Source organism: Asaia bogorensis (genome assembly GCF_900465345.1).
Classification (GTDB): domain Bacteria; phylum Pseudomonadota; class Alphaproteobacteria; order Acetobacterales; family Acetobacteraceae; genus Asaia; species Asaia bogorensis_A.
Genome location: NZ_UEGO01000032.1, coordinates 41,979 through 62,451 on the forward strand (window position 1 = coordinate 41,979; position 20,473 = coordinate 62,451).

Here is a 20,473-nt window from a genome sequence, read left to right on the forward strand (position 1 = left end):
AATTATCAGACTTGGCTACCTGCCGGTGCCACACTTGCTTCGATGATTGACCCGAGCGTCTGACTGAACCGCGCCGGACTACAGTCACGCTCGATGGCCCGCAGGGCCCCGGCGCGGATCATCTTCCATTTTTCTTCATTCTCGTAGAGTTCCGACAAGGCAAAAGCGAAGGCGATCGGATCCTCGCTTGAAGCGCTGGCCAGTTCCACCCCATCAACCCAGCCCATCTGGCCGGCAAGAAGGCGCGTTGCAACCACCGGCAAGCCATAGGATGCAGCTTCGTGCACCTTGTATGGAAGACCGCCAGCATAACGCGTGGGCGCGACAAAAAGGCGATGCGAGGCATAAAGCGGCCGGAGATCATCGACAGGGCCGAGCCAGTTGACCCGCCTGGAAGAACGCAAGGCCGAGACATCCAGTGCCGGACTGACAAATCCTGCCACGCTCAGGCGGACGTCCTCAGGAAGGTATTCATCAAGTTCTGGAAGCACGTCGTTGATCAGCCAGAACAGGCTGTCGAAGTTCGGAGCATCCTCATCATGAAGAGCCCCCACGAAAAGGATATCCCGACGTCCTTCGAAGCTGCCCGGGCTCGGTCTGACTGACAGGGCATGCCCCAGGACCGAGACATTCTCATATCCCGCTTCACGCGCCAGAGCCGCGTCCTGCGCTGAGACAACAACGATCTGCTGGCAATAATGAGCGGCCTCAAGCTCGCGTGAAACCATTTCATCCAGCGGCAGGAGTTTCTTTTCCGGCGGGTGAAAGCGCGCCTTCTCTATTGTTCTGGGTGCAGCAATGACTTCGGTATCGAGCACGACGCTATCGACCGGTAAATGACGACTCTGCTCCGTCAATACGGGAAGGAGGCGCGTAAGGTTATGCGTGCGCCCGATCCAGATCAGATCGTAATATCCGGCACGCTCCTCGATGAATGCATTGAGATCGCTCAGATCGCTTTGCGCCATGAGCTCGACATCATCGGGAAAATCAGTCGCCAGATCGAGATGAGTTGCCTGCCGTGGAAGCACCGGAAAGACCGTGACCTGCAAACCGAGTCGGCTCATGGCCCAGATAAGATCATTCGAACGGACATACCCCGAACCCAGCGAACGCAGGGGTATCCTGTCCTCTATGAACAGGATGCGTCGTCGCCCGCCACGATGGGAACGAGCGAGCACGGCATTGCGCACATGAGCAGGAAGCTGTTGCCGCAGATATTCCTGATGCTGCCGGCCGAAGATACGGTGATTGATCTTGATCTGCGCCTGCGAGCCCGTATTGCCCGAACTGCCAAATTCCAGGTGCTCGACCACGACGCTTGGATCATACACAATTCGTTTGCCTGAACGGACAATACGAAGGCAGAAATCGGTATCCTCAAAATAGGCGGGACGGTAGGTCGTGTCGTAGCCCTCGAGGGCACGGGCAACGGCGCTGCGCACCATGAGGAAAGCCGCGGAGCAATAATCCACATCGCGAACGAAATTTGCTTCCGGGATCGAGGGATTGTCCTGACGACGATATCCATAGGTGGATCCATCTCGCCAGATAATCGATCCCGCTTCCTGAAGCCACATATTGCTACGGATGAGCTTGGCACCCACCGCCGCCACATCATCCGCGGTGTTCAGGCGCGACAATGCGTTGCGAATTGCATGCGGATAAAGACGCAGATCATTATTGAGGTAGAGAATGAAAGGTGCACGCACCTCGGCGAGGGCGGCGTTGCACCCGTCCAGATAGCCTATGTTGTAGCGATAACGCAGCACCTGCACGCCATGCACAACATGCTCGATGCGCGCCGTCTCATCACTCGATGCAGAATCGACAAGGATGACCTGCAACGCTCCTGCATAGTTCGATCGCAAGGACGCAAGGGCCTGCATGGTCAGGGCATATTTGTCATGCAGAACCATGATGACCGAGAGCTGAGGCTCGCCTTCATGACCAAAATCCGGAGCGTGACGGGTCAGAATACGCTGCTCCAGCGCCGCTGTTGCCTCAAACAGATGGCGTGTCTGCTCTTCCGTCGGAGGTGCAATATCGCTCTGCTCTCCATATTTCAGGCGCTGCGCAACCCAGCAGGCGAATACGGTGTCATAGAGTCTGGCGTTGAGCAGAGCGCGAATATCGGGTTTTTCGCCAAACGTTTGCAGATTGATACCCTCTGCCGGACGACGACCTTCTCTCGCGCCAAACTGGACGAAATGCTGGTAACCGTTGCGAAACGCCCCGTTTTCGATGCTTGGCAGAACATCGGCATGAACCCGCAGGTAATACTGTTCATCGAAGAAGGCCTGGGGGTTGAACTGGCGTGGCGTCTGGTTGGTCAGATAATGATGGAGTGCTGACAGATACCTTCCAGCGCCGGTTTCGCGGTCAACTTCCGGATAGCGCTCTCGATACCAGATCGGGTCGAAATACCATGAAACACGATGATGATCCGCAATCGACGGCGTGTTCAGAGCCACAGCGGCGAAGAGGCCACAGCCTTCGCCTCCGTTGTTCATTGGCTCCGTGCACAGGCGCGCGACGGCTTCGGGGTCGAGAAACCAGTGACCGCAAAGCCCCTCGGCATCGCCCGTCTCAAGGAAATGGTCGTAGCCATTGAGATAAAGACCACTGGCGAGGGCCTCATTGATTACCTCGCCATTGCGGGCGCGATAGAACGTCTCGGAAAACAGCCAATGCGGCGCGTGGGTTGTGTAACCAGCTTCGCAATAATGATCGAAACCCGAGGCCAGTTCGCCACGACAGATCTCGGCATAGAGTTCCGGATAGGCCTGACGGTACCACCCTTCATCGAAATAACGATTTGGGGAAAAACCGTAGGATTTGCCTATCTTTTCGTAATGCTCGGCAGCATCACGCAAGCCATTGGCGGCGATCTCGGCTGCTGCCTCGGGATGAAGGCCCAGATACCAGTCTTCATCGACCAGACGCCACTTCGCGATGCGTGCATGCTTCATGAGAGAGCCGCTCCCGGATGTCAGACAGCAGGCTCGGACGCATAGCGGGCCTCGATGCACTCATTGACACGGGTGACCACAGCCTCGCTGACCTCCTTGTGTTCGACAGAGGCAATAATGCCGTCTGTCACCGTCACAACCACATCCAGCGGCTTGATACCCACCACCTCACCGATGGTATTGACCAGGCAGAGGCGATAACGACCGGCCATTTCAGCAGCATAGCCGGAGGATATGGAGAGCCACCCCTCGAAGCCGACACAAAGCGGGGCATCGAGAAAGATCGTTTTTACGTCATGACGAACGAAGCGGTTAAGCGCGAAGAAAAACACCTCGTCGCTGGTCTCACTCGCCAGGACGACTGACATGCTGCCGGCGCGCTCGATCTGACGCAGAAAGCCCCATCCTCGAATGAAGAGATTGCCATCATCGGTCAGCAGTGGAGCCGGATCACCGATCAGGCCGCTCAGTGAGTCAATATAATGCTGGAAGTCATTCGTGCTGCGATGAAGGGCACCCTCCCTGTGCAGACGACTCAGCTTGATGCCGCGCAGATGACCGTCAGCATGTGAGACACGGTCGAAATCAGCCATGATCTGGCCATTCGACGGGCGCTCAACCTGGATTTCGTTGATCTTGCCGTCCTTCACCGCGATCTCGACCGAGGTCACCATGAAGGCACCCGAGCCGTTGACGATATTGACCAGCGCGACACGGAAGCGTCCCTCGCACCACTTGCCACGCAAGGCCGCCTGACCGGCGAAGCCTGAACGACGCGGGGCATTGGGATAGATCGACAGCACATCCCCGCGTGCCTCACGGATGCATGGCAGGAAGATCATGGGCGTATCATCATCGCCGATCAGAACAGCGTACATCGACCCGGCTGAACTGACACCCGGCAGGACATGCCAGCCCCGGATGTGGAATTCGTACGAACCGGCAAAATCCTCCGGCTCGTTATCCGCGAGCACGAAATGGCACACGTCATCGATATAATATTCTGCCCCCTGGATCGAATACCAGTCCGTCACGGGCTCTGGCAGTTCGACCGACAGATCGCGAATGGTTGGCGGATCGAAGATATGACGTGGCGGTGCCTGGTGACGCCATGAGGCATGCGGCAGCAGATGGACCTGACCGGCATCAATCTGCATTTCAGCCGTTCCAAGCTCACGAACCGGAGCCGCCTCGCGATAAACATCGCGCATGTTATCGGCGTAGGTTTCGGCCTGGGTCCACAATGCCGGCGAGATATTCCCCATGATTTCACGGCGGATACCTTCGGAGGAACGAAGCAGCTCGAGCCGCTCCAGTACCATGTTCGCCCGGCCGATCGGCACCTTGAAACCGTTCACACCATCTTTCACCCGGTCCCCCAGTGCCCCGACATCGGTCACGATGGGAATAAGGCCGTTCTGCCAGGCTTCGGAAAGCGAAATGCAGTAAGTTTCGGGCCAGATGGACAGATTCAGCGCCACATCAGCCACCTGCAAGGCGGCGATATCACCTGCCGAATAGCGTCCGTATACCTTCACATTGGGGCGCGGTTTGCCATTGATGACCGCGTCATATTCCGGATGGATATAGCCGAAGATATGGAATTCGAAATGATCGGGATGGGCAATCTCGATCAGATTGAGAATGGTATCGGCACCCTTGGTGCGCAGGAAATTGCCGACAATCGCCACCTTGAGGGTGGCGTTCACCCAGCGGTTCATATGCCTTGGGCACGATGGGGATCGTGTTCTCGGGAGAAGGGATACCGAGAATCAGGCTGCTCTTCTGATTCAGGATCGGATAGATCTCGTGCGTCAGATTGCGCGAGTGCTCGGTGCCGAACAGGATCAGATCGACAGAATGGAGCATCTTGGCGATGAATGCGCGTCGCGTCTGTTCACCACCATATTCGATGTTCTCGGCCACCTTGAGAATGATATCGCTGGCCACGACCGATTTCACCTCGTCTTCGACATAGCGAAGATCCTGGTTCAGCAGGTTGTAGCGAGACGAGATCAGCCAGAAATCATGGGCCGAGAATACCACACCTGCACCGCAAGCCTTTGCAATGATCGGCAGTGACAGGGCGTGATGTCCAAGGTGCTGGAAATGAACGATGTCGAAGTTGTACTGGCTGATGGCATTGGAAAATGCCATTTCTTCCGGACCGTCGCACATGGCGTCCATCCAGCCCACTTCCGGCACATCGTAACGCTCGACCTCCTGCCCGTTGGCTGTGGTCAGTCGGCAATGCGTGCCACGACGCAGCCAGTAGAAAAACTCGATTTCTCGCCCAAGCATCGAGCACAGGGTTTGCTGATAAACCTCGACACCGCCCCAGGCAGCTTCGTGAATGGTTGAATGAGTGCACATCAGCACACGCAGACGTCGGCGACGGGGTGCCAGTTCTGTCCCCGGCTTTGCACGACCAAAATTCGCCTTGGTCACTTCAGCCATGTAACGGAGGCGATGCTCGTAGAGATGTCCTTCCTGGACTGATTTCTGACCAGCGAGAGCGACATTACGACGGAGATCGCGATTGTTCAGCAAAGCCGCTACCGCGCTCACAACACCATCGACATCGCGCGCGAGGAACGTGCCCTCGATCTCCGCAAAGTACTTCGTGTCCATGCTCTCAGGGGCCTCGACCACCTGCGCAGCTCCAGCAAGGGCAAGTTCGTAGAAGCGCGGACCGGGTGCGGTCGCCTGGCTTATGTCACCATGACTGGCATAATCGCGGAACATGGTGAGCGTGACGGCACTCGCATTGGCAAAGTCGATAAATGCCTCGTGGCTGACCGGACGCTGAATGGCCAACTCAGCCAGATCAGCGGGAAGCGGAGGCAGATATTCATTGCCAGGGCAGATGAGCTTGAGGCGCGCCTGAGGAAAGGCTGCAATGATACGACGGAGTGTTTCCACCCGGTTGGGCCACATCGTGCCCGCGAAAAAGATGTCGTAGTCGAGCGCTTCAGCGTCCTTGACATCACGATGGTGAATTGTGCGGCTGGCGCCAAGCGGCAGATAAAAACCCTTGCCGCGATAATGTTCAGCGCAGGAAGGGTCGTTGGTAAATACGTAATCAAAGAGACCCGAATTCTCGACATTGAAATCCCTCATGAAGGGATCTTCAAACGTCCAGAGAATCATCGTCTTGAAAGCAGGACGGATGCGCCGCATGAGCTGGGTATTGATGCGCTGACCATCAATACAGATCAACGTATCATGTTCGCCTGACGCAGCTGCGGCAGCGAGAGACATGTTGTCGGCAAGCAGGATCTGGTCATGCCCGAACAGGGCGCGGGCAGCGCGCTCGACCGCGAGGGTCAGATACGAATTGGGGTTATGGGTATAATTTGTATTGTAGATAACAGCCATGAATACCCCACCTGCACATCGCACCAACAAACGGGGCAATCCCCGCTCATCCATTGATCTGCCTTTAGCCTAATCAGCGATCCGGCAAAAGTGTTCGTCCACGAATTAATAGTGAAGTTGAATGTCAGTTTAACAAGAAATAATAAAAGGGCTGCCGAAGCAGCCCTTTCATAGTGTTTCTGCTGTTTTGCGGCAGATTACGCCTCGGTATTACGACGACGGATCGCCGCACCGAGGATGTCACCGAGCGATGCACCGCTGTCGGACGAACCGTATTCGTTGATCGCAGCCTTGTCTTCCTCGACCTCACGGCCGCGGATGGTCAGAGCCAGCTTGCGCGAAGCACGATCGACGGACACGACCTTCGCATCGACCTTCTCGCCAACCGCGAAGCGCTCGGGGCGCTGCTCGGCCTTGTCACGAGCCAGTTCGGCGCGACGGATGAAGCCGGTCAGGACATCGTCCACCTTCACTTCGATGCCGTTGGTCTGAACCGACGTCACGAGGCAGGTCACGATGTCGCCCTTGTGGACGCGCGACAGGGTATCGGCTGCAGGGTCTTCCTGAAGCTGCTTGATACCGAGCGAGATGCGCTCCTTCTCGGGATCCACATCGAGCACCTTGGCCTGAACGACCTGACCCTTCTCGAACTTCGCCATGGCTGCTTCGCCGGCTTCGTCCCAGGAAAGATCGGACATGTGCACCATGCCGTCGATATCGGCAGAGAGACCCACGAACAGACCGAATTCGGTGATGTTGCGGATTTCGCCTTCGATGGTCGAACCGACCTTGTGCTCTTCGGCGAACTGCTCCCACGGGTTGCGCTGAACCTGCTTCAGGCCGAGCGAGATACGACGCTTGGCGCTGTCCACGTCGAGAACCATGACGTCGACTTCCTGCGAGGTCGCGACAAGCTTGCCCGGATGGACGTTCTTCTTCGTCCAGGACATCTCGGAAACGTGTACCAGACCTTCAACGCCGGGCTCGAGCTCAACGAATGCACCGTAATCGGTGATGTTCGTGACGCGACCGGAGTAGCGGGCACCCGGCGGATACTTGATCGCCACGTTCTCCCACGGATCAGCCTCAAGCTGCTTCATGCCTAGCGAGATACGCTGCGTGTCGGAGTTGAAGCGGATGACCTGAACGCGAACCGGCATGCCGATCTGCAGGGCTTCGGACGGGTGGTTGATACGCTTCCAGGCAATGTCGGTGACATGCAGGAGGCCATCGACGCCGCCGAGGTCAACGAACGCACCGTAATCGGTGATGTTCTTGACGACGCCATCAAGGATCATGCCTTCCTTCAGGCCCTGGATCAGCTCGGAGCGCTGCTCTGCACGGGTCTCTTCAAGAACGGCACGACGCGAGACAACGATGTTGCCACGAGCGCGATCCATCTTGAGGATCTGGAAAGGCTGGGGCTGGCCCATGAGCGGAGCAACATCGCGCACAGGGCGGATATCGACCTGGCTGCCCGGAAGGAACGCCATGGCGCCGCCGAGATCAACCGTGAAGCCGCCCTTGACGCGACCATAGATCGTGCCGTTGACACGCTGGTTGTTCGCGAATGCACGCTCGAGCGAGGTCCATGCCTCTTCACGACGGGCCTTCTCGCGCGACAGCACGATGGAGCCGTCACGGTCTTCGTAGCGCTCAACATAAAGCTCGATCACGTCGCCCGGACGCACGTCAGGCGCAGTGCCCGGCGGTCCGAATTCCTTGAGCGAGACGCGACCTTCGCTCTTGAGGCCGACATCGACAATCGCATACTCGTCCGTCAGACGGATAACGCGACCGGTGACAACCGAGCCGTCAAAGCCCGTGTCCTGGCCGAGGGTCTCGTCGAGAAGAGCAGCAAAGTCTTCGACGGTATTGGTGGCTGAAGCCATGTGTTTTCGTAATCCTGGGCCGATCGTGAAGACCGGGCCAATGTCTGCGCCCGACATCTTGGCCGGACGGCTTGCTCGATGATCCTGGGCCACCCATGAGCCTTCAGGGAAAGATCGCCCGCAAGGCGCGGGAGAACGGATAGCGCAGGTGGCGTTACGCTGCCCGTGGTCAGACACCCGCAGCAGGGTGCTTGTCAACAAAAACCTGTGTTTCCGGGCCTAAATCGGGTGCGAGGTCTCGACTCCGGGTCAAATCGCAAGTGCTGCCGATCATGCCATTCAGTCATGCGCGCGTGTGAAGTCGAACACCCGCAGGCGCAGGGGGGCCGCCGCGCCGCAATACGCCCCGGCGGTAACATGAGTGCGATGACAGCGCTAGAAAGAGCCCCGTATGCACAAGGCGCCTGATGCGCCACCAGCCATCATTCATCTGCCGGGAACAGGGTTGGAGGATAAAGCACCCTACCCGCCCCGGCCAGATTGCAGATTTCCGGTTCAGTCCGGAAAACGAGACCTGACGATCGACAGGGCATGGGCCAGAACGGCCCCGGCATCCATGTCATCTGTTTCAATCAGAACGGCATCATCAGCCTGACGGAGTGGAGAAACCGGGCGCTCCGCATCCTTCTGATCGCGTGCGCTGATTTCTGCCGTCAGGGCAGAAAGCGCGCTTTCATCACGGGCACCTGTCCCATGAAGCTGCTGGTAGCGACGCAGGGCGCGGACCCCGGCGCTGGCAGTGACAAAAAACTTGAGGTCGGCATCGGGGAAAACCACCGTGCCAATATCGCGCCCATCAATCACCGCACCGCTGGCTGTCGCAAACTCGCGCTGACGCCGCAGCAGGGCGGAGCGTACAGGAGGCTGCGTGGCTACCGAACTTGCGCCACGATCGATTTCCGGCACACGCAGATCATCACGCAGCAGATCCTCGGGCTGGAGCGCCTGCGCCGTCTGCTCGCCGCTATCGGTAGCCGGGTCGAGACCCTTGAGGATCATCTGACGGGCGACAGCGCGGTAGAGGAGCCCTGTATCCAGATGAGGCAGCCCCAGCGCCGCAGCGAGTGATTTGGCCAACGTCCCCTTGCCCGCCGCAGCCGGGCCATCAACAGCAATGATAAGGCGCATCAAAGCGCAGCCCCGAGCGCTGTCATGAGCGAGACGAAGCCTGGGAAACTCGTATTGATGAAGCCAGTGTCATCCACCATCACGGGCTTCTCCGCAGCCAGGCCGAACACGATGGCACTCATGGCCAGACGATGGTCCATGCGTGTCTCAACCAGACCGCCCCCAAGCCCTTCGGCGCTGCCGCGTCCCTCGATGATCATGTCATCGCCCTCAACACGAACAGTCGCGCCATTGGCCTTGAGCAGCGCCACAGTGGCAGAAAGGCGGTCGCTCTCCTTCACGCGCAGTTCTTCAAGACCGCGCAGGCGCGATGTGCCGGTGGCAAACGCACAGGCCACAGCCAGCACCGGATATTCGTCAATCATGGAGGGCGCGCGATTGGCCGGCACATCCACACCATGCAGGGCAGAGGCACGCACCACGAGATCACCGACGGGCTCGCCACCCTCGATGCGCTCATTCTCGATCTCGAGCGATGCACCCATCTCACGCAACGTGATGAACAGCCCTGTGCGCAGCGGGTTCAGCCCGATACCGGGCAGTCGGACTTCCGAGCCAGGAACGAGGCAGGCCGCCACGATGGGGAACGCCGCAGATGACGGATCAGCCGGCACGACAACATCGCGGGCCGCAAGACGTGCAGGTCCCTGCAGGGTGATGATACGACCACCTGTCGGGGTCAGCCCGACCTCAACCTCGACGCCGAAATGGCGCAGCATATTTTCGGTGTGATCGCGCGTCGCCACGGGCTCTTCCACCTTTGTCCTGCCCGTCGCATTAAGCCCGGCCAGCAGAATGGCGGATTTAACCTGCGCCGAGGCAACCGGCAGGCAATAGGCAATCGGTGCGGCCTCACCCGTGCCGATGATGGCCATCGGAAGCTTCTCGCCATGTCTGGTGGCAAAACAGGCCCCGTTGGCCGAGAGCGGCTGCGTGACGCGGCGCATGGGACGGCTGCGAAGGCTGGCATCGCCCGTCATGAAGCTGGTGATGGCGTGGCTGGACAGGATACCTGACAAAAGGCGGGCAGCCGTGCCGGAATTACCCATATCCAGAACATCGTCCGGTTCATTCAGCGCACCGACACCCTTGCCCTCAATGACCCAGCGATCCGTCTCTCGGGTGATTGTCGCGCCAAGGGCGCGCATGGCATCAGCCGTGCGCAGCACATCCTCACCTTCCAGCAGGCCGGTTACGACAGTGCACCCGCTGGCAAGGGACGCCAGCATCAGGGCGCGATGACTGATCGACTTGTCGCCGGGCACACGAATCGAACCCCGAAGCGGGCCGGGATTGCGCACTACGGAAAGAGGAATGACGGGGGCGGAGGGATGATGTTCCATGATAGCGTTCATTCCGATGCGAGCCCCCTTCCTGTCAATTGCCGAGACCGGATTCATGTCAGGTTTTGAGATCAAAATCCCCGCTGGCATTTGACATTGTGGGCACAAGCTGGCATGGCCCCGTGCTTCGCGGCACAAGCCGTTTCCCTTTTCAACCGGTTCAGGATCGACAGGTAGTCATCATGGCAAAACCAGAACTCGGTCTGAAACGCGTCTGCGTCTCCTGCGGTACACGTTTTTACGACCTGAATCGCGCTCCCGCGATTTGCCCGAAATGCGGCGCAGAACAGCCCAGCGATCTGCCCCAGCCCAAGCGCGGCGGCGACATCCCTGCGGATCAGACAAAGAACGCTCCCAAGAGCGACGAGGATGACATTGATGTCGATCTCGACGCCGATGAAGATGGCGATGACGATGTGATGGAAGACGCATCGGATCTCGATGATGACGATGATGATCTCGGATCCGAGATCGAAGTCACCACCGACAACGACGATAACGAAAATTGATTTCTATGGGAAAAGCCGGTCTGACCGGCTTTTTTCTTTTATGCATGGCCCCCTCCTTCTCCCACGCCGAGACGGCTGATCGACTGAGCCGCGCACTTGGTGCCGAGCCCAGTGCGACGAAGGTATTACAGGCCTATTGCGGACATCTGATGCCAGGCGTTGCAATCACAGCCATTGCGTTGCCGACACATGCCCAGCTTCCCCCTGCCCCGTTCAAGACGCATTTTTCACTCGGTGCTCATGAGCATGTTCGGCTGCGCCATGTCAGCTTACGCTGCGGCACCCATGTCCTTTCCGATGCCTGGAACTGGTATGTGCCTGAGCGCCTGGAACCCGCCATGAACAGATTGCTCGACACCACCACCCTGCCTTTCGGCCATGTGGTGGGAGCGCTGCATTTTCACCGGGTAGCGCTAGAGAGCGAGCGCAACAATCTCCCTCCCGATATCCTGCTGCGCAATACCGCCATGCTGACGCGTGGGGCTGACGGGCTGCCATTCTCCCTGGTGGTCGAAAACTACCTGGCCTCGGGGTTCGCCGGGGTCGCGTCGGGATCCGACCAGCCACCCCCCTGAAATCTATTGACGGTCTGTTTCAACGCCGTACCCCTCATGACAGCCCGCGTGCCTGACGCCACTGAGCCACCAGAGCACACCACCGCTCCCGCGTTTCGGGATCAATGCGGTCATCTTCCTTCATGATCGTCGCGCTCTGCTCCACATAATCTACCGATTGCATGGCAAAGCGCCGCTCGACCGCTTCCTGGGCCATGGTCACTCCAGGCAGACGGGAAAGTCGCCTCATACCGCGGCGCGTATCTTCGGCGAGAGGCTGGGCAGGCTTTGGACCGCCCGCTTCGAAACGGGTTGTGAACAGGTTGAAGATGGCAGGGTTGTTATAGCGAAAATGCTTTATCCTGAGCACTCCCGAACCGTCGTTTTCGCCGCGGGCAAACTTCCACACATATTCTTCCAGCGAGCGCACATGATAGTGGCAGATCATGGCATTGACCGTTGGGCGAGCTGCAAAATTGATATCATGATCGCCCAGATCCCCGTTCCGGTGGCGCTCCCCGTCGATTGTCAGGAACGGGATGAGACGCTTATCCTGCGCCGAGGGATGATGAGCCGATGCCCCGCAGAAATGGCTGGTACGAAATACTGATTTGACGAGCGGATGACGCTCGGTCTCGACAAAGCGCTCTGATGAAAGCCCAGGCGCCCAGGTCAGGTGACCGTTCGAGGTGAATACGCGCCAGGATATGGCAATGGCTTCGGCGCCCTCATGCTCGCGGGCATCGAGAAGCGGAGGCAGGCTGTAATCCACATGGGCGCCAGGCAATACCATTTCGTCAAGGTCAATGACGAGACACCAGCGATAATCCAGCAATTCCGGCACGATAGTCAGAGCGTGATAATAGGCTTTATCCTGCATGTTGATGCGCGCAGGCGCCGCCCCGGTATTGTCGATCCAGACAATCTCGCCAGCTTCCGCCAGTCGCCTTAGAAGCACGTCCGAACCATCTGTCAGATCATTTGTGTAGATGAAGAACTGTTCGACACCGATGCGACGGTGATGGGCAATCCATTCGAGCAGATAAAGCCCCTCATCACGCGCCGTAGCAAGCACCGCCAGCTTGTATTTCGGGAGAACGGCTTTACGGGCCTCACCCAGCAGGCGAGCACCCAGGTAATAATCCCCCCCCGGACCGCGCTGATCCTGCTGGCCAAGAAAGTCATATCGCGCATCAGCAGTCATCAACGCCCGATTACGGCCGTTTTTCCACTCATGCAGATCCTGCAGCGCATCGGCAATCCATGTACCACCCGGTATCGCCGCGAGAAGACGCAGGACATCGCGGGAAGACGGATCAACCGCATGTTCAAGATCTGTCGTGAACAACGTGACAAATGCCGCAAGGACATCCGATCTGAGGAGTGTCAGCACAATATCGAGAAGGGCTGGCAGAAAGGATACCGGTGCTGACAGCAACGCATGCAGAACGGCTGTCGCCTCGTGACGCGCATGAAGCATATTGCCGAAAATCTCGGCAAAATCGCTCAGCAGGACGGGCAACGGATCCCTTGAAGTCTCGAACTCGAAGAGCTCCCAATCCGATATTGTGGGTCGATCAGAGAGGACGGCCCCGGTGTCGATCTCTGCGGTCAGAAAATCCGGTTTCCCGAATGGTTTCAGGGCATGTCGACCTGCCTGCATGTCTATGACAGAGAACGCCATGAAAGCAGGAGACCAGCGCGTTTCATCCACCCCCGAGAGCGCATCAGGCCATCTGCCATCACTGGCGACCAGAAGAGCGAATTCCGGCATGAAAGACCATGTGATCAGGAGCGTCTCGCCCTGGAGGGCAGATAGGGCTTTATGCGAAAGAGCATGATCATGCTCACTCAGATTCAGATAGGTATGATGATGGGTCCTGACCCGTGCCACCGTAAAACCGAAGCGCTCTCCATCAGCCATGCGGCAGGTCAGGGATGTCATGAGGAGTAATCGCCTTTTTATTGAAGTGTTACGGGCGCCATTGTAAATGCTGACCGCCATCCAGCGCAATCATCTGCCCCGTTACTGACGGCATTTGCAATAAAGCCATCGCCGCTGTGACAATTTCCTCGGGGGCGGCACCGATACCGAGCGGCGCATTCTGGCACATTCTGTCAAAATGCTCCTGCGATTGTCCGACGGCCGGTAGCACAGGCCCCGGCCCGATGGCATTGACCCGTATGCGTGGTGCCAGAGCGAGCGCCATGGTCTGGGTGAGGGTCCAGAGCCCTGCCTTGGAGAGGGTGTAGCTGATGAAATGGGGCGTCAGGTTCCAGACACGCTGATCCAGCAGGTTGAGCACCATCCCCTGCGCCGTCTCAGGCAACAGACGCGCGAATTCCTGCATCAGCACGAAAGGCGCGCGCAGATTGGTTTCCATATGCCGGTCCCACGAACTGCGCGTGACGTCGGACCACTCATCCCGCTCGAAAGCAGAGGCGTTATTGATCAGGACACCCAGAGGCCCGAGCGCTTTCGTGGCATCGCCGATCAACCGGGCCGTTTGCGCCTCATCCGTGAGATCGGCCTCAAGAACACATCCCGTTACGTCAAGTGTGGCCAGCAGGGCTCGCGCCTCATCCGCATGAGAGCGGCAGTGAATGGCAACCGAGAATCCCTCCATTGCCAGCGCCTCGACCAGCGCCCGACCAATGCGCCGCACCCCACCTGTGATCAGTGCCGCCCGGGGCATACCCGATGGGAGAGATATCGCAGAGGTCGCTTTCATTGCGCGGGACGCCGGGCGGAGAGCGCCGCAGCCAATGTGCCGTCATCCAGCACATCGAGCGCACCACCGATCGGCACGCCGTGACCGACGCGCGTGATGGTCACATCAAAGGCAGCGAGCTTCTCCTGCAGCCAGTGCGCCGTGCTCGCTCCCTCGACTGTAGCCCCCAGCGCAAGGATAACCTCACGCACCTGACCCGATTCCACCCGCGCCAGCAGCGACGCCGTATTGAGATCCTCAGGACCGGTGCCGGATAACGCCGAGAGCACGCCGCCAAGCACCTGATAGGTCCCGGGATGCAGTCTTGAGCGCTCAAGCGCCCAGAGATCGCCCACTGTCTCGACCACACAGATCAATCCCTTGTCCCGCGCCGGATCGGCACAGATGCTGCAAGGATCGCTGCTGTCGAGCGTGCCGCAGATGGAACAGCTGCGCACGGAATGGGCTGCGGCTTCCATGGCCTGGGCCAGAGGCAGAAGCCTCGTCTGCGGGGAACGCAGGAGCACAAGGGCGGCCCTGCGCGCCGATCGCGGCCCCAGTCCGGGCAGACGGGATAGAAGCTGGATCAGCCTCTCGACATCGCCACCACCCATCATGGCTGTGCGCTCCTGCTCAGTACAACCGGTATGACGGTTTCAGGCCTTGGGGGTTCAGAAAGGAAACTTCATGCCAGCCGGCAGATCGATCCCGCCAGTGACCTTGCGCATCTCCTCGGCATTGGCTGCCTCGACCTTGCTGCGGGCATCCGCAAAGGCCGCGATAATGAGATCCTGAAGCATCTCGACTTCATTCGGGTCCGCCAGCTTCGGATCGATACGCAGGCCGCGCATGTCACCCTTGCCGCTGAGGGTTACGCTGACGAGCCCGGCGCCCGAGGAGCCCTCGACCGTGAGCGCGTTGAGCGTGTTCTGCACCTCTTCCATGCGCGACTGCATCTGTGAGGCCTGCTTCATCAGTCCTGCGAGATTTTTCATGATGTCTTGTCCTTGAGGTCAGAAAGAAGAGCTGCCACCGAAATCGTGCCAGTCATCGTCATCCATCAGATCGGCATCGAGGGGCGCAAAGTCCAGATCGGGCACGGCAGGTTCTGCCGTCCAGCTCTCCGGCTCTTCAAGCTCTTCGGGGGGAAGCCCGTATTCGTCGAGCGAGAGATCCTTTGGCTCGCCAACACGGGCATCGGGAAACACGTCGAGTATGGCACGCAGCAGCGGGTGCGCATGAAGTTCCTCGCGGCGCAGGGCAACGATTTCTGCACCCTGCTCATCCAGTGTCGGCTCGCCTTCTTCATCCGAGGCTTCGACATGCCACTGCCCTGGATAAGCTTTCTCAAGTAGGGCCTGCAGACGGGTTTCAATACGCGGTGGCGTTCCACGGGCCATGCGTATGGCCACACGTGGCGGCTCGAAGCGCACAAGGTGAGCCGAATGGCGAAGCATGCCATGCAACATGGCTTCGGACTGGCGTGCGACAAAAGCGACCATCTCACGCCATGAACGCAGGGGCGGCAGGAGAGCATCTGCCTCCTCGCCCTGCGGCGCTGGCTGTACCGGGGTCAGAACAGGCGCAGGAACAGCCACGGTACTGGAGACAGGGTCGTAGGCCACACCCCCATTAGCCACCAGACGCAGGGCGGCTTTGGGGCGGTCATCGCCGCCATGACTGCCCGAGATCCCCTGCGGGCTGCTCGCCTGTGCGGAAACCGATCCGGTGCCCTGACCCGCCCTGCTGCCTGCGGGACCCGACAGAGTTTCCCTGTCCATATCACCGGCGGGGCGGTCCTCGGATTGCATCTGCATGACCATGCGTGCCACGCGATCAGGCGTCGGCAGGGTGCTGGCATAGCAAAGACGTATGAGCACCATCTCCGCCGCAGCGCGTCGATCAGGGGCCTGCTCGACCTCCTGAATACCCTTGAGCAGGATCTGCCAGGCGCGACCGAGTTCGGCATTGGGCAGGCGATCGGCCAGAGAGGCCCCGCGATCGCGCTCGGCCTCCGGCAATTCGCGGCTGTGACGCAGCGACGGGATGGCCTTGAGACGCGAGATTACATGAATCAGATCGAGCAGATCGGCGAGGAGGATGCCAAGGTCAGCCCCCTGCGCATAGGCCTGACCACTTATGGCGAGGGCCTCTTCGGCCTTGCCCTGCATCAGGATCTCGAACAGGTCGAACACGAGCTGACGATCGGCCAGCCCCAGCATGGCGCTGACCATGGGAGCCTCGATGCGCTCGGCCCCCTCGCCCTCACCTTGCGCAATCGCCTGATCGAGCAGAGACAGCCCGTCACGCACAGAGCCATCGGCAGCGCGTGCGATCAGGGAGAGCGCCTCTTCCGAAAACGCGACCGACTCCTTTTCCGCAATGCCCGCGAAATGCTGCATGAGCATCTCCTGCGGCACGCGGCGCAGATCGAATCGCTGGCAGCGCGACAGCACGGTCACCGGCACCTTGCGCAGTTCAGTCGTCGCAAAAATGAAGGTCACCTGCTCCGGTGGTTCCTCGAGGGTCTTCAGCAACGCATTGAAAGCGTTGCGTGAGAGCATATGGACCTCATCAATGATGAAGACCTTCATGCGCCCCTGCATCGGGCGGAAACGTGTCGCCTCAATGATTTCGCGTATATCGTCCACGCCCGTCCGTGACGCGGCGTCCATCTCGAGCACATCGGGATGACGATCGGCGAGAATGGCCGTGCAATTGGCACAGACACCGCATGGATCAGCGGTCGGGCCGCCCTGCCCATCGACGCCAATGCAGTTGAGCGCACGGGCGATGATACGCGCCGTCGTGGTCTTGCCCACGCCGCGCACGCCGGTGAGCATGAAGGCATGGGCAACGCGGCCCAGCTGGAAGGCACGGCGCAGGATACGCACCGTGGCATCCTGCCCGATCAGGTCATCGAAATGCTGGGGGCGATATTTGCGGGCGAGAACACGATAGGGTCCGCTGCGCTCGTTTTTATCCCGCGCGGGTGCCCCGGACGCTGCTGGTGCAGGAGCAGCCGCCTCAACGGGACTTTCCTGCGGCGCATCGAAAAATCCGCCAGCCTCAACCGGGGGCAGCGGAATATCGTCATCATGGGAAGAGGTATCTGAAGGCGTCATGACTCGTGCGACGAGACCGGCTGCTTCAGAGGGTGGGAGGCCGAACACATGACCCGAACAAAACTCACTGCGGCTGCTTCCTTCCGGACCTGACCGGGTTCGCAAGCCGTCCGTCCAAGGCCGACCTCCCGGTGCAGGGTTAACACCATTCTGCCTCTCATGCGCAAGAGGCAGGATCAGGTTTTTTTACAATCCGCTTGCGCCGCCGCCTTCATGGCGTCGGTCCCAGCCCCCATAAAGCTTGCCGCTTGCAGGTGCCGCCACCGATGGACGCCCAAACAGAATTCCCTCGGCCACACCCCAGGGGCGATGCGGCGAGAGCGCGTATCCCTCGATCTGAAGCTGCTGCATGACATCGGGGCTGAGTGCCCGCGGTTCGAGCTCGATCGCCGAGGGCTTCCACTGCTCATGAATGCGCGGCAGATCCACGGCCTGCTGGATGTCCAGCCCGCCATCAATCACCCCGAGCACGACAGACAGGATGATGGTGGGGATGCGTGAACCGCCGGGGCTGCCGATCACCATGAAAGGCTTGCCCTCATGCGTGATGATCGTGGGGGCCATGGATGACAGAGGGGTCTTGCCCGGCGCGATGGCATTGGCCTCGGAACCGACAATGCCAAACATGTTGGCACTGCCCGGCTTGGCGGCAAAATCATCCATCTCGTCATTGAGGAAGAAGCCGGTATCCCCACCGATAACACCCGCGCCGAACCAGCCATTAAGCGTGTAGGTGGCAGAAATAGCGAAGCCTGAGCGGTCAGCTACAGAAAACTGCGTTGTCTCATGCTTTTCGTGATCTTCGGCAGGCTGTGCCTGCATGACACCCGGCAGGGGGGCACCCGCGACCAGCGCATCGGAATTCAGGGCGTGATCGAGCGGAATTCCCTGACGAATGGCGGCCGCATAGGCCGGGTCGATCAGATGGGCAACGGGGTTATTCACGAAGTCCGGATCGCCCAGATCGCGGCGGTCAGAATAGGCATGGCGCATGGCCTCTACCTGACGCTGAACGCCAGCCACCGTGCGCAGGCCAAGCTGCTTCATGTCATAGCCAGACAGAATGTCGAGCATTTCGCAGAGAGCCACGCCACCACCGCTGGGAGGCGGGGCTGTATCGATATCATAGCCACGATAGCTGCAATGGATCGGTTCCAGCTCACGCGTGTGATAGGCCGCAAAATCGGCGAGGCTCAGAATGCCGCCATTCTGCTTGCTGGCGGCTACGACGCGCTGGGCAATATCGCCCTTGTAGAACACATCCGGCCCCTGGCTCGCGATGCTACGCAACGTGCGGGCAAGCTCTGTCTGCACCAGTCGATCGCCCGGCTGAAGCGGCGTACCGTCGGGACGAAGAAAGATCTTCGAAGCGTGCGGATCCTTCTGGAAGGCCGCGGTGCTGGTGTGCAGAAGATCGGCATCGCCCTGCCCGATCACAAAGCCCTTCTCCGCCAGCTCGATGGCCGGTGCCATGACCTGAGCACGGCTGAGCTTGCCCCAGCGACGCTGGATCTCGTCCAGTCCGGCAACTGTGCCCGGCACACCAATGGCCCGCCATCCTTCGATGGAGGCCTTGGGGTCCACCTTGCCCTGTGCATCCTGATACATCGTGGCCGTGGCAGCGAGCGGCGCGTGCTCACGGAAGTCGATGAAGGTCGTCTTGCCGTCTGGCAGGCGCAGGGTCATGAAGCCCCCGCCGCCGATATTGCCAGCAGCAGGGTAGACAACCGCGAGCGCATACCCCACCGCAACGGCAGCGTCAGCCGCATTGCCACCCGACGCAAGAATACGACGCCCGGCCTCCGATGCCAGATGCTGGGCCGATACGACCATGCCGCGCGTTCCGACAACAGGCTTTGCGGGCTTGAGCGCCGGGTTGACCGTGCCGAAGGCCAGCGGGTCATAGGGCATGGCCGCTGGTGCAGCCTGGGCGAGACTCGAGACAGAAATGCTGGCGAGGAGGAGCGGCAGGGCCGCAACCCGGGTGCTGACACGCTTCACGTAAATCGTTCCTTGCAGATCAGACAGAAGCCTTTGGCTTCAGACGTAAGGCGGCTTGGTAAAGCCGGCAGGCGAGAGCGTGAAAATCTCGCATCCCTCGCTTGTTACGGCAAGCATATGTTCGAACTGTGCGGAAAGAGAACGATCACGGGTCACGGCTGTCCAGCCGTCTTCAAGCGTCTTGGTGCCTTCCTTGCCCAGATTGAGCATGGGTTCGATCGTGAACACCATGCCTTCTCTCAGCTTCAGCCCCTTGCCAGGCTTGCCGTAATGCACGACCTGCGGCTCGGCATGGAATTCACGCCCGATGCCATGGCCGCAGAAATCGCGCACGACTGAAAGTCGCTGACCCTCGGCAAAGCTCTGGATGGCGTGCCCAATATCCCCCAGCGTCTTGCCCGGCGCAACTTCTGCAATGCCCAGCATCAGGGCCTTGTAGGTTGCATCAACCAGATTGACGGCCTTGCGGGGCACGTTCCCCACCAGATACATGCGCGACGTATCGCCATACCAGCCATCGATGATGGAGGTGACATCAATATTGACGATATCGCCATCCTTGAGGCAGCGCTCGCCAGGGATGCCGTGACAGACAACATGGTTGATGGAGATGCAGCAGGATTTCGGGAATCCGCGATAATTCAGCGGTGCAGGAACCGCCCCATGATCGAGCGTGTATTCGTGGATCAGACGATTGAGATCATCGGTCTTGGCGCCGGGCACGACATAGGGTGTGATCATGTCGAGTGTGGCGGCAGCGAGTTGACCCGCTTTTCTCAGGCCAACAAAATCGTCCTCAGTGTAAATCGTGATCCCGTGGTCGTGCGCCATACTGTCCATACCCTGCTGTTGCTCCCGCT

At 59.5% G+C, this 20,473-nt stretch carries 15 protein-coding genes and 1 other RNA gene; 2 read left to right on the forward strand and 14 right to left on the reverse strand.

All coding sequences use genetic code 11. The features are described from left to right. Nucleotides 1-5: 5 nt before the first annotated feature. From ED655_RS12235 to aroA, 6 genes are all read right to left on the reverse strand, one after another. A complete protein-coding gene (locus ED655_RS12235; protein WP_122050400.1) occupies nt 6-2,972 on the reverse strand; it encodes a glycosyltransferase in 2,967 nt (988 codons plus the stop codon). A gap of 20 nt (nt 2,973-2,992) precedes the next feature. Continuing rightward, on the reverse strand, nt 2,993-4,657 hold the full coding sequence (locus ED655_RS15925) for a glycosyltransferase (protein WP_240993650.1): 1,665 nt from the start codon (nt 4,655-4,657) through the stop codon (nt 2,993-2,995). Continuing rightward, complete coding sequence (locus ED655_RS15930) at nt 4,542-6,350, reverse strand: glycosyltransferase family protein (RefSeq protein WP_240993647.1); 1,809 nt, start codon at nt 6,348-6,350, stop codon at nt 4,542-4,544. The genes ED655_RS15925 and ED655_RS15930 overlap by 116 nt, the downstream gene beginning before the upstream one ends. A gap of 197 nt (nt 6,351-6,547) precedes the next feature. Continuing rightward, complete coding sequence (rpsA, locus tag ED655_RS12245) at nt 6,548-8,242, reverse strand: 30S ribosomal protein S1 (protein WP_122050401.1); 1,695 nt, start codon at nt 8,240-8,242, stop codon at nt 6,548-6,550. A 495-nt stretch (nt 8,243-8,737) separates the two neighbouring features. After that, nucleotides 8,738-9,370 (reverse strand): (d)CMP kinase, encoded by a 633-nt coding sequence (cmk, locus tag ED655_RS12250; protein WP_122050402.1) that lies wholly within the window; start codon nt 9,368-9,370, stop codon nt 8,738-8,740. Continuing rightward, nucleotides 9,370-10,713 (reverse strand): 3-phosphoshikimate 1-carboxyvinyltransferase, encoded by a 1,344-nt coding sequence (gene aroA, locus ED655_RS12255; protein ID WP_240993648.1) that lies wholly within the window; start codon nt 10,711-10,713, stop codon nt 9,370-9,372. Before aroA ends, cmk begins: the two co-directional genes overlap by 1 nt. A gap of 182 nt (nt 10,714-10,895) precedes the next feature. Between aroA and ED655_RS12260 the strand changes: the two genes are divergently transcribed. Together ED655_RS12260 and ED655_RS12265 are read left to right on the forward strand one after the other, a co-directional pair. Continuing rightward, nucleotides 10,896-11,222, forward strand: coding sequence for an FYDLN acid domain-containing protein (locus ED655_RS12260; protein WP_122050424.1), 327 nt, complete (start codon nt 10,896-10,898; stop codon nt 11,220-11,222). A 44-nt stretch (nt 11,223-11,266) separates the two neighbouring features. Then, nucleotides 11,267-11,797: a hypothetical protein gene (locus ED655_RS12265; RefSeq protein WP_162993510.1), complete on the forward strand. Its 531-nt coding sequence runs from the start codon at nt 11,267-11,269 to the stop codon at nt 11,795-11,797. Between the two features lie 34 nt (nt 11,798-11,831). Here ED655_RS12265 and ED655_RS12270 read toward each other — a convergent pair whose 3' ends face one another. The 8 genes from ED655_RS12270 to map all read right to left on the reverse strand — a co-directional run bounded on the left by ED655_RS12270 (nt 11,832) and on the right by map (nt 20,444). Next, entirely contained in the window at nt 11,832-13,721 is a 1,890-nt protein-coding gene (locus ED655_RS12270; RefSeq protein ID WP_162993511.1) for a glycosyltransferase family 2 protein, read from the reverse strand. A 28-nt stretch (nt 13,722-13,749) separates the two neighbouring features. Beyond that, nucleotides 13,750-14,508 carry an SDR family oxidoreductase gene (locus ED655_RS12275; protein WP_205836043.1) on the reverse strand — a complete coding sequence of 253 codons (759 nt, stop codon included), beginning with the start codon at nt 14,506-14,508 and terminating at the stop codon, nt 13,750-13,752. Beyond that, complete coding sequence (recR, locus tag ED655_RS12280) at nt 14,505-15,104, reverse strand: recombination mediator RecR (protein WP_122050407.1); 600 nt, start codon at nt 15,102-15,104, stop codon at nt 14,505-14,507. Before recR ends, ED655_RS12275 begins: the two co-directional genes overlap by 4 nt. 54 nt (nt 15,105-15,158) lie before the next feature. After that, nucleotides 15,159-15,482: a YbaB/EbfC family nucleoid-associated protein gene (locus tag ED655_RS12285; protein WP_023977620.1), complete on the reverse strand. Its 324-nt coding sequence runs from the start codon at nt 15,480-15,482 to the stop codon at nt 15,159-15,161. A gap of 18 nt (nt 15,483-15,500) precedes the next feature. Continuing rightward, nucleotides 15,501-17,612 carry a DNA polymerase III subunit gamma/tau gene (locus tag ED655_RS12290; protein ID WP_122050425.1) on the reverse strand — a complete coding sequence of 704 codons (2,112 nt, stop codon included), beginning with the start codon at nt 17,610-17,612 and terminating at the stop codon, nt 15,501-15,503. Between the two features lie 32 nt (nt 17,613-17,644). After that, nucleotides 17,645-17,741: signal recognition particle sRNA small type (gene ffs, locus ED655_RS12295), an RNA gene on the reverse strand. A 57-nt stretch (nt 17,742-17,798) separates the two neighbouring features. Continuing rightward, nucleotides 17,799-19,613 (reverse strand): gamma-glutamyltransferase, encoded by a 1,815-nt coding sequence (ggt, locus tag ED655_RS12300; RefSeq protein ID WP_408735675.1) that lies wholly within the window; start codon nt 19,611-19,613, stop codon nt 17,799-17,801. 39 nt (nt 19,614-19,652) lie between these two features. Continuing rightward, nucleotides 19,653-20,444, reverse strand: a complete 792-nt coding sequence (map, locus tag ED655_RS12305) for a type I methionyl aminopeptidase (RefSeq protein ID WP_031239998.1) — start codon at nt 20,442-20,444, stop codon at nt 19,653-19,655. Nucleotides 20,445-20,473 lie beyond the last annotated feature (29 nt).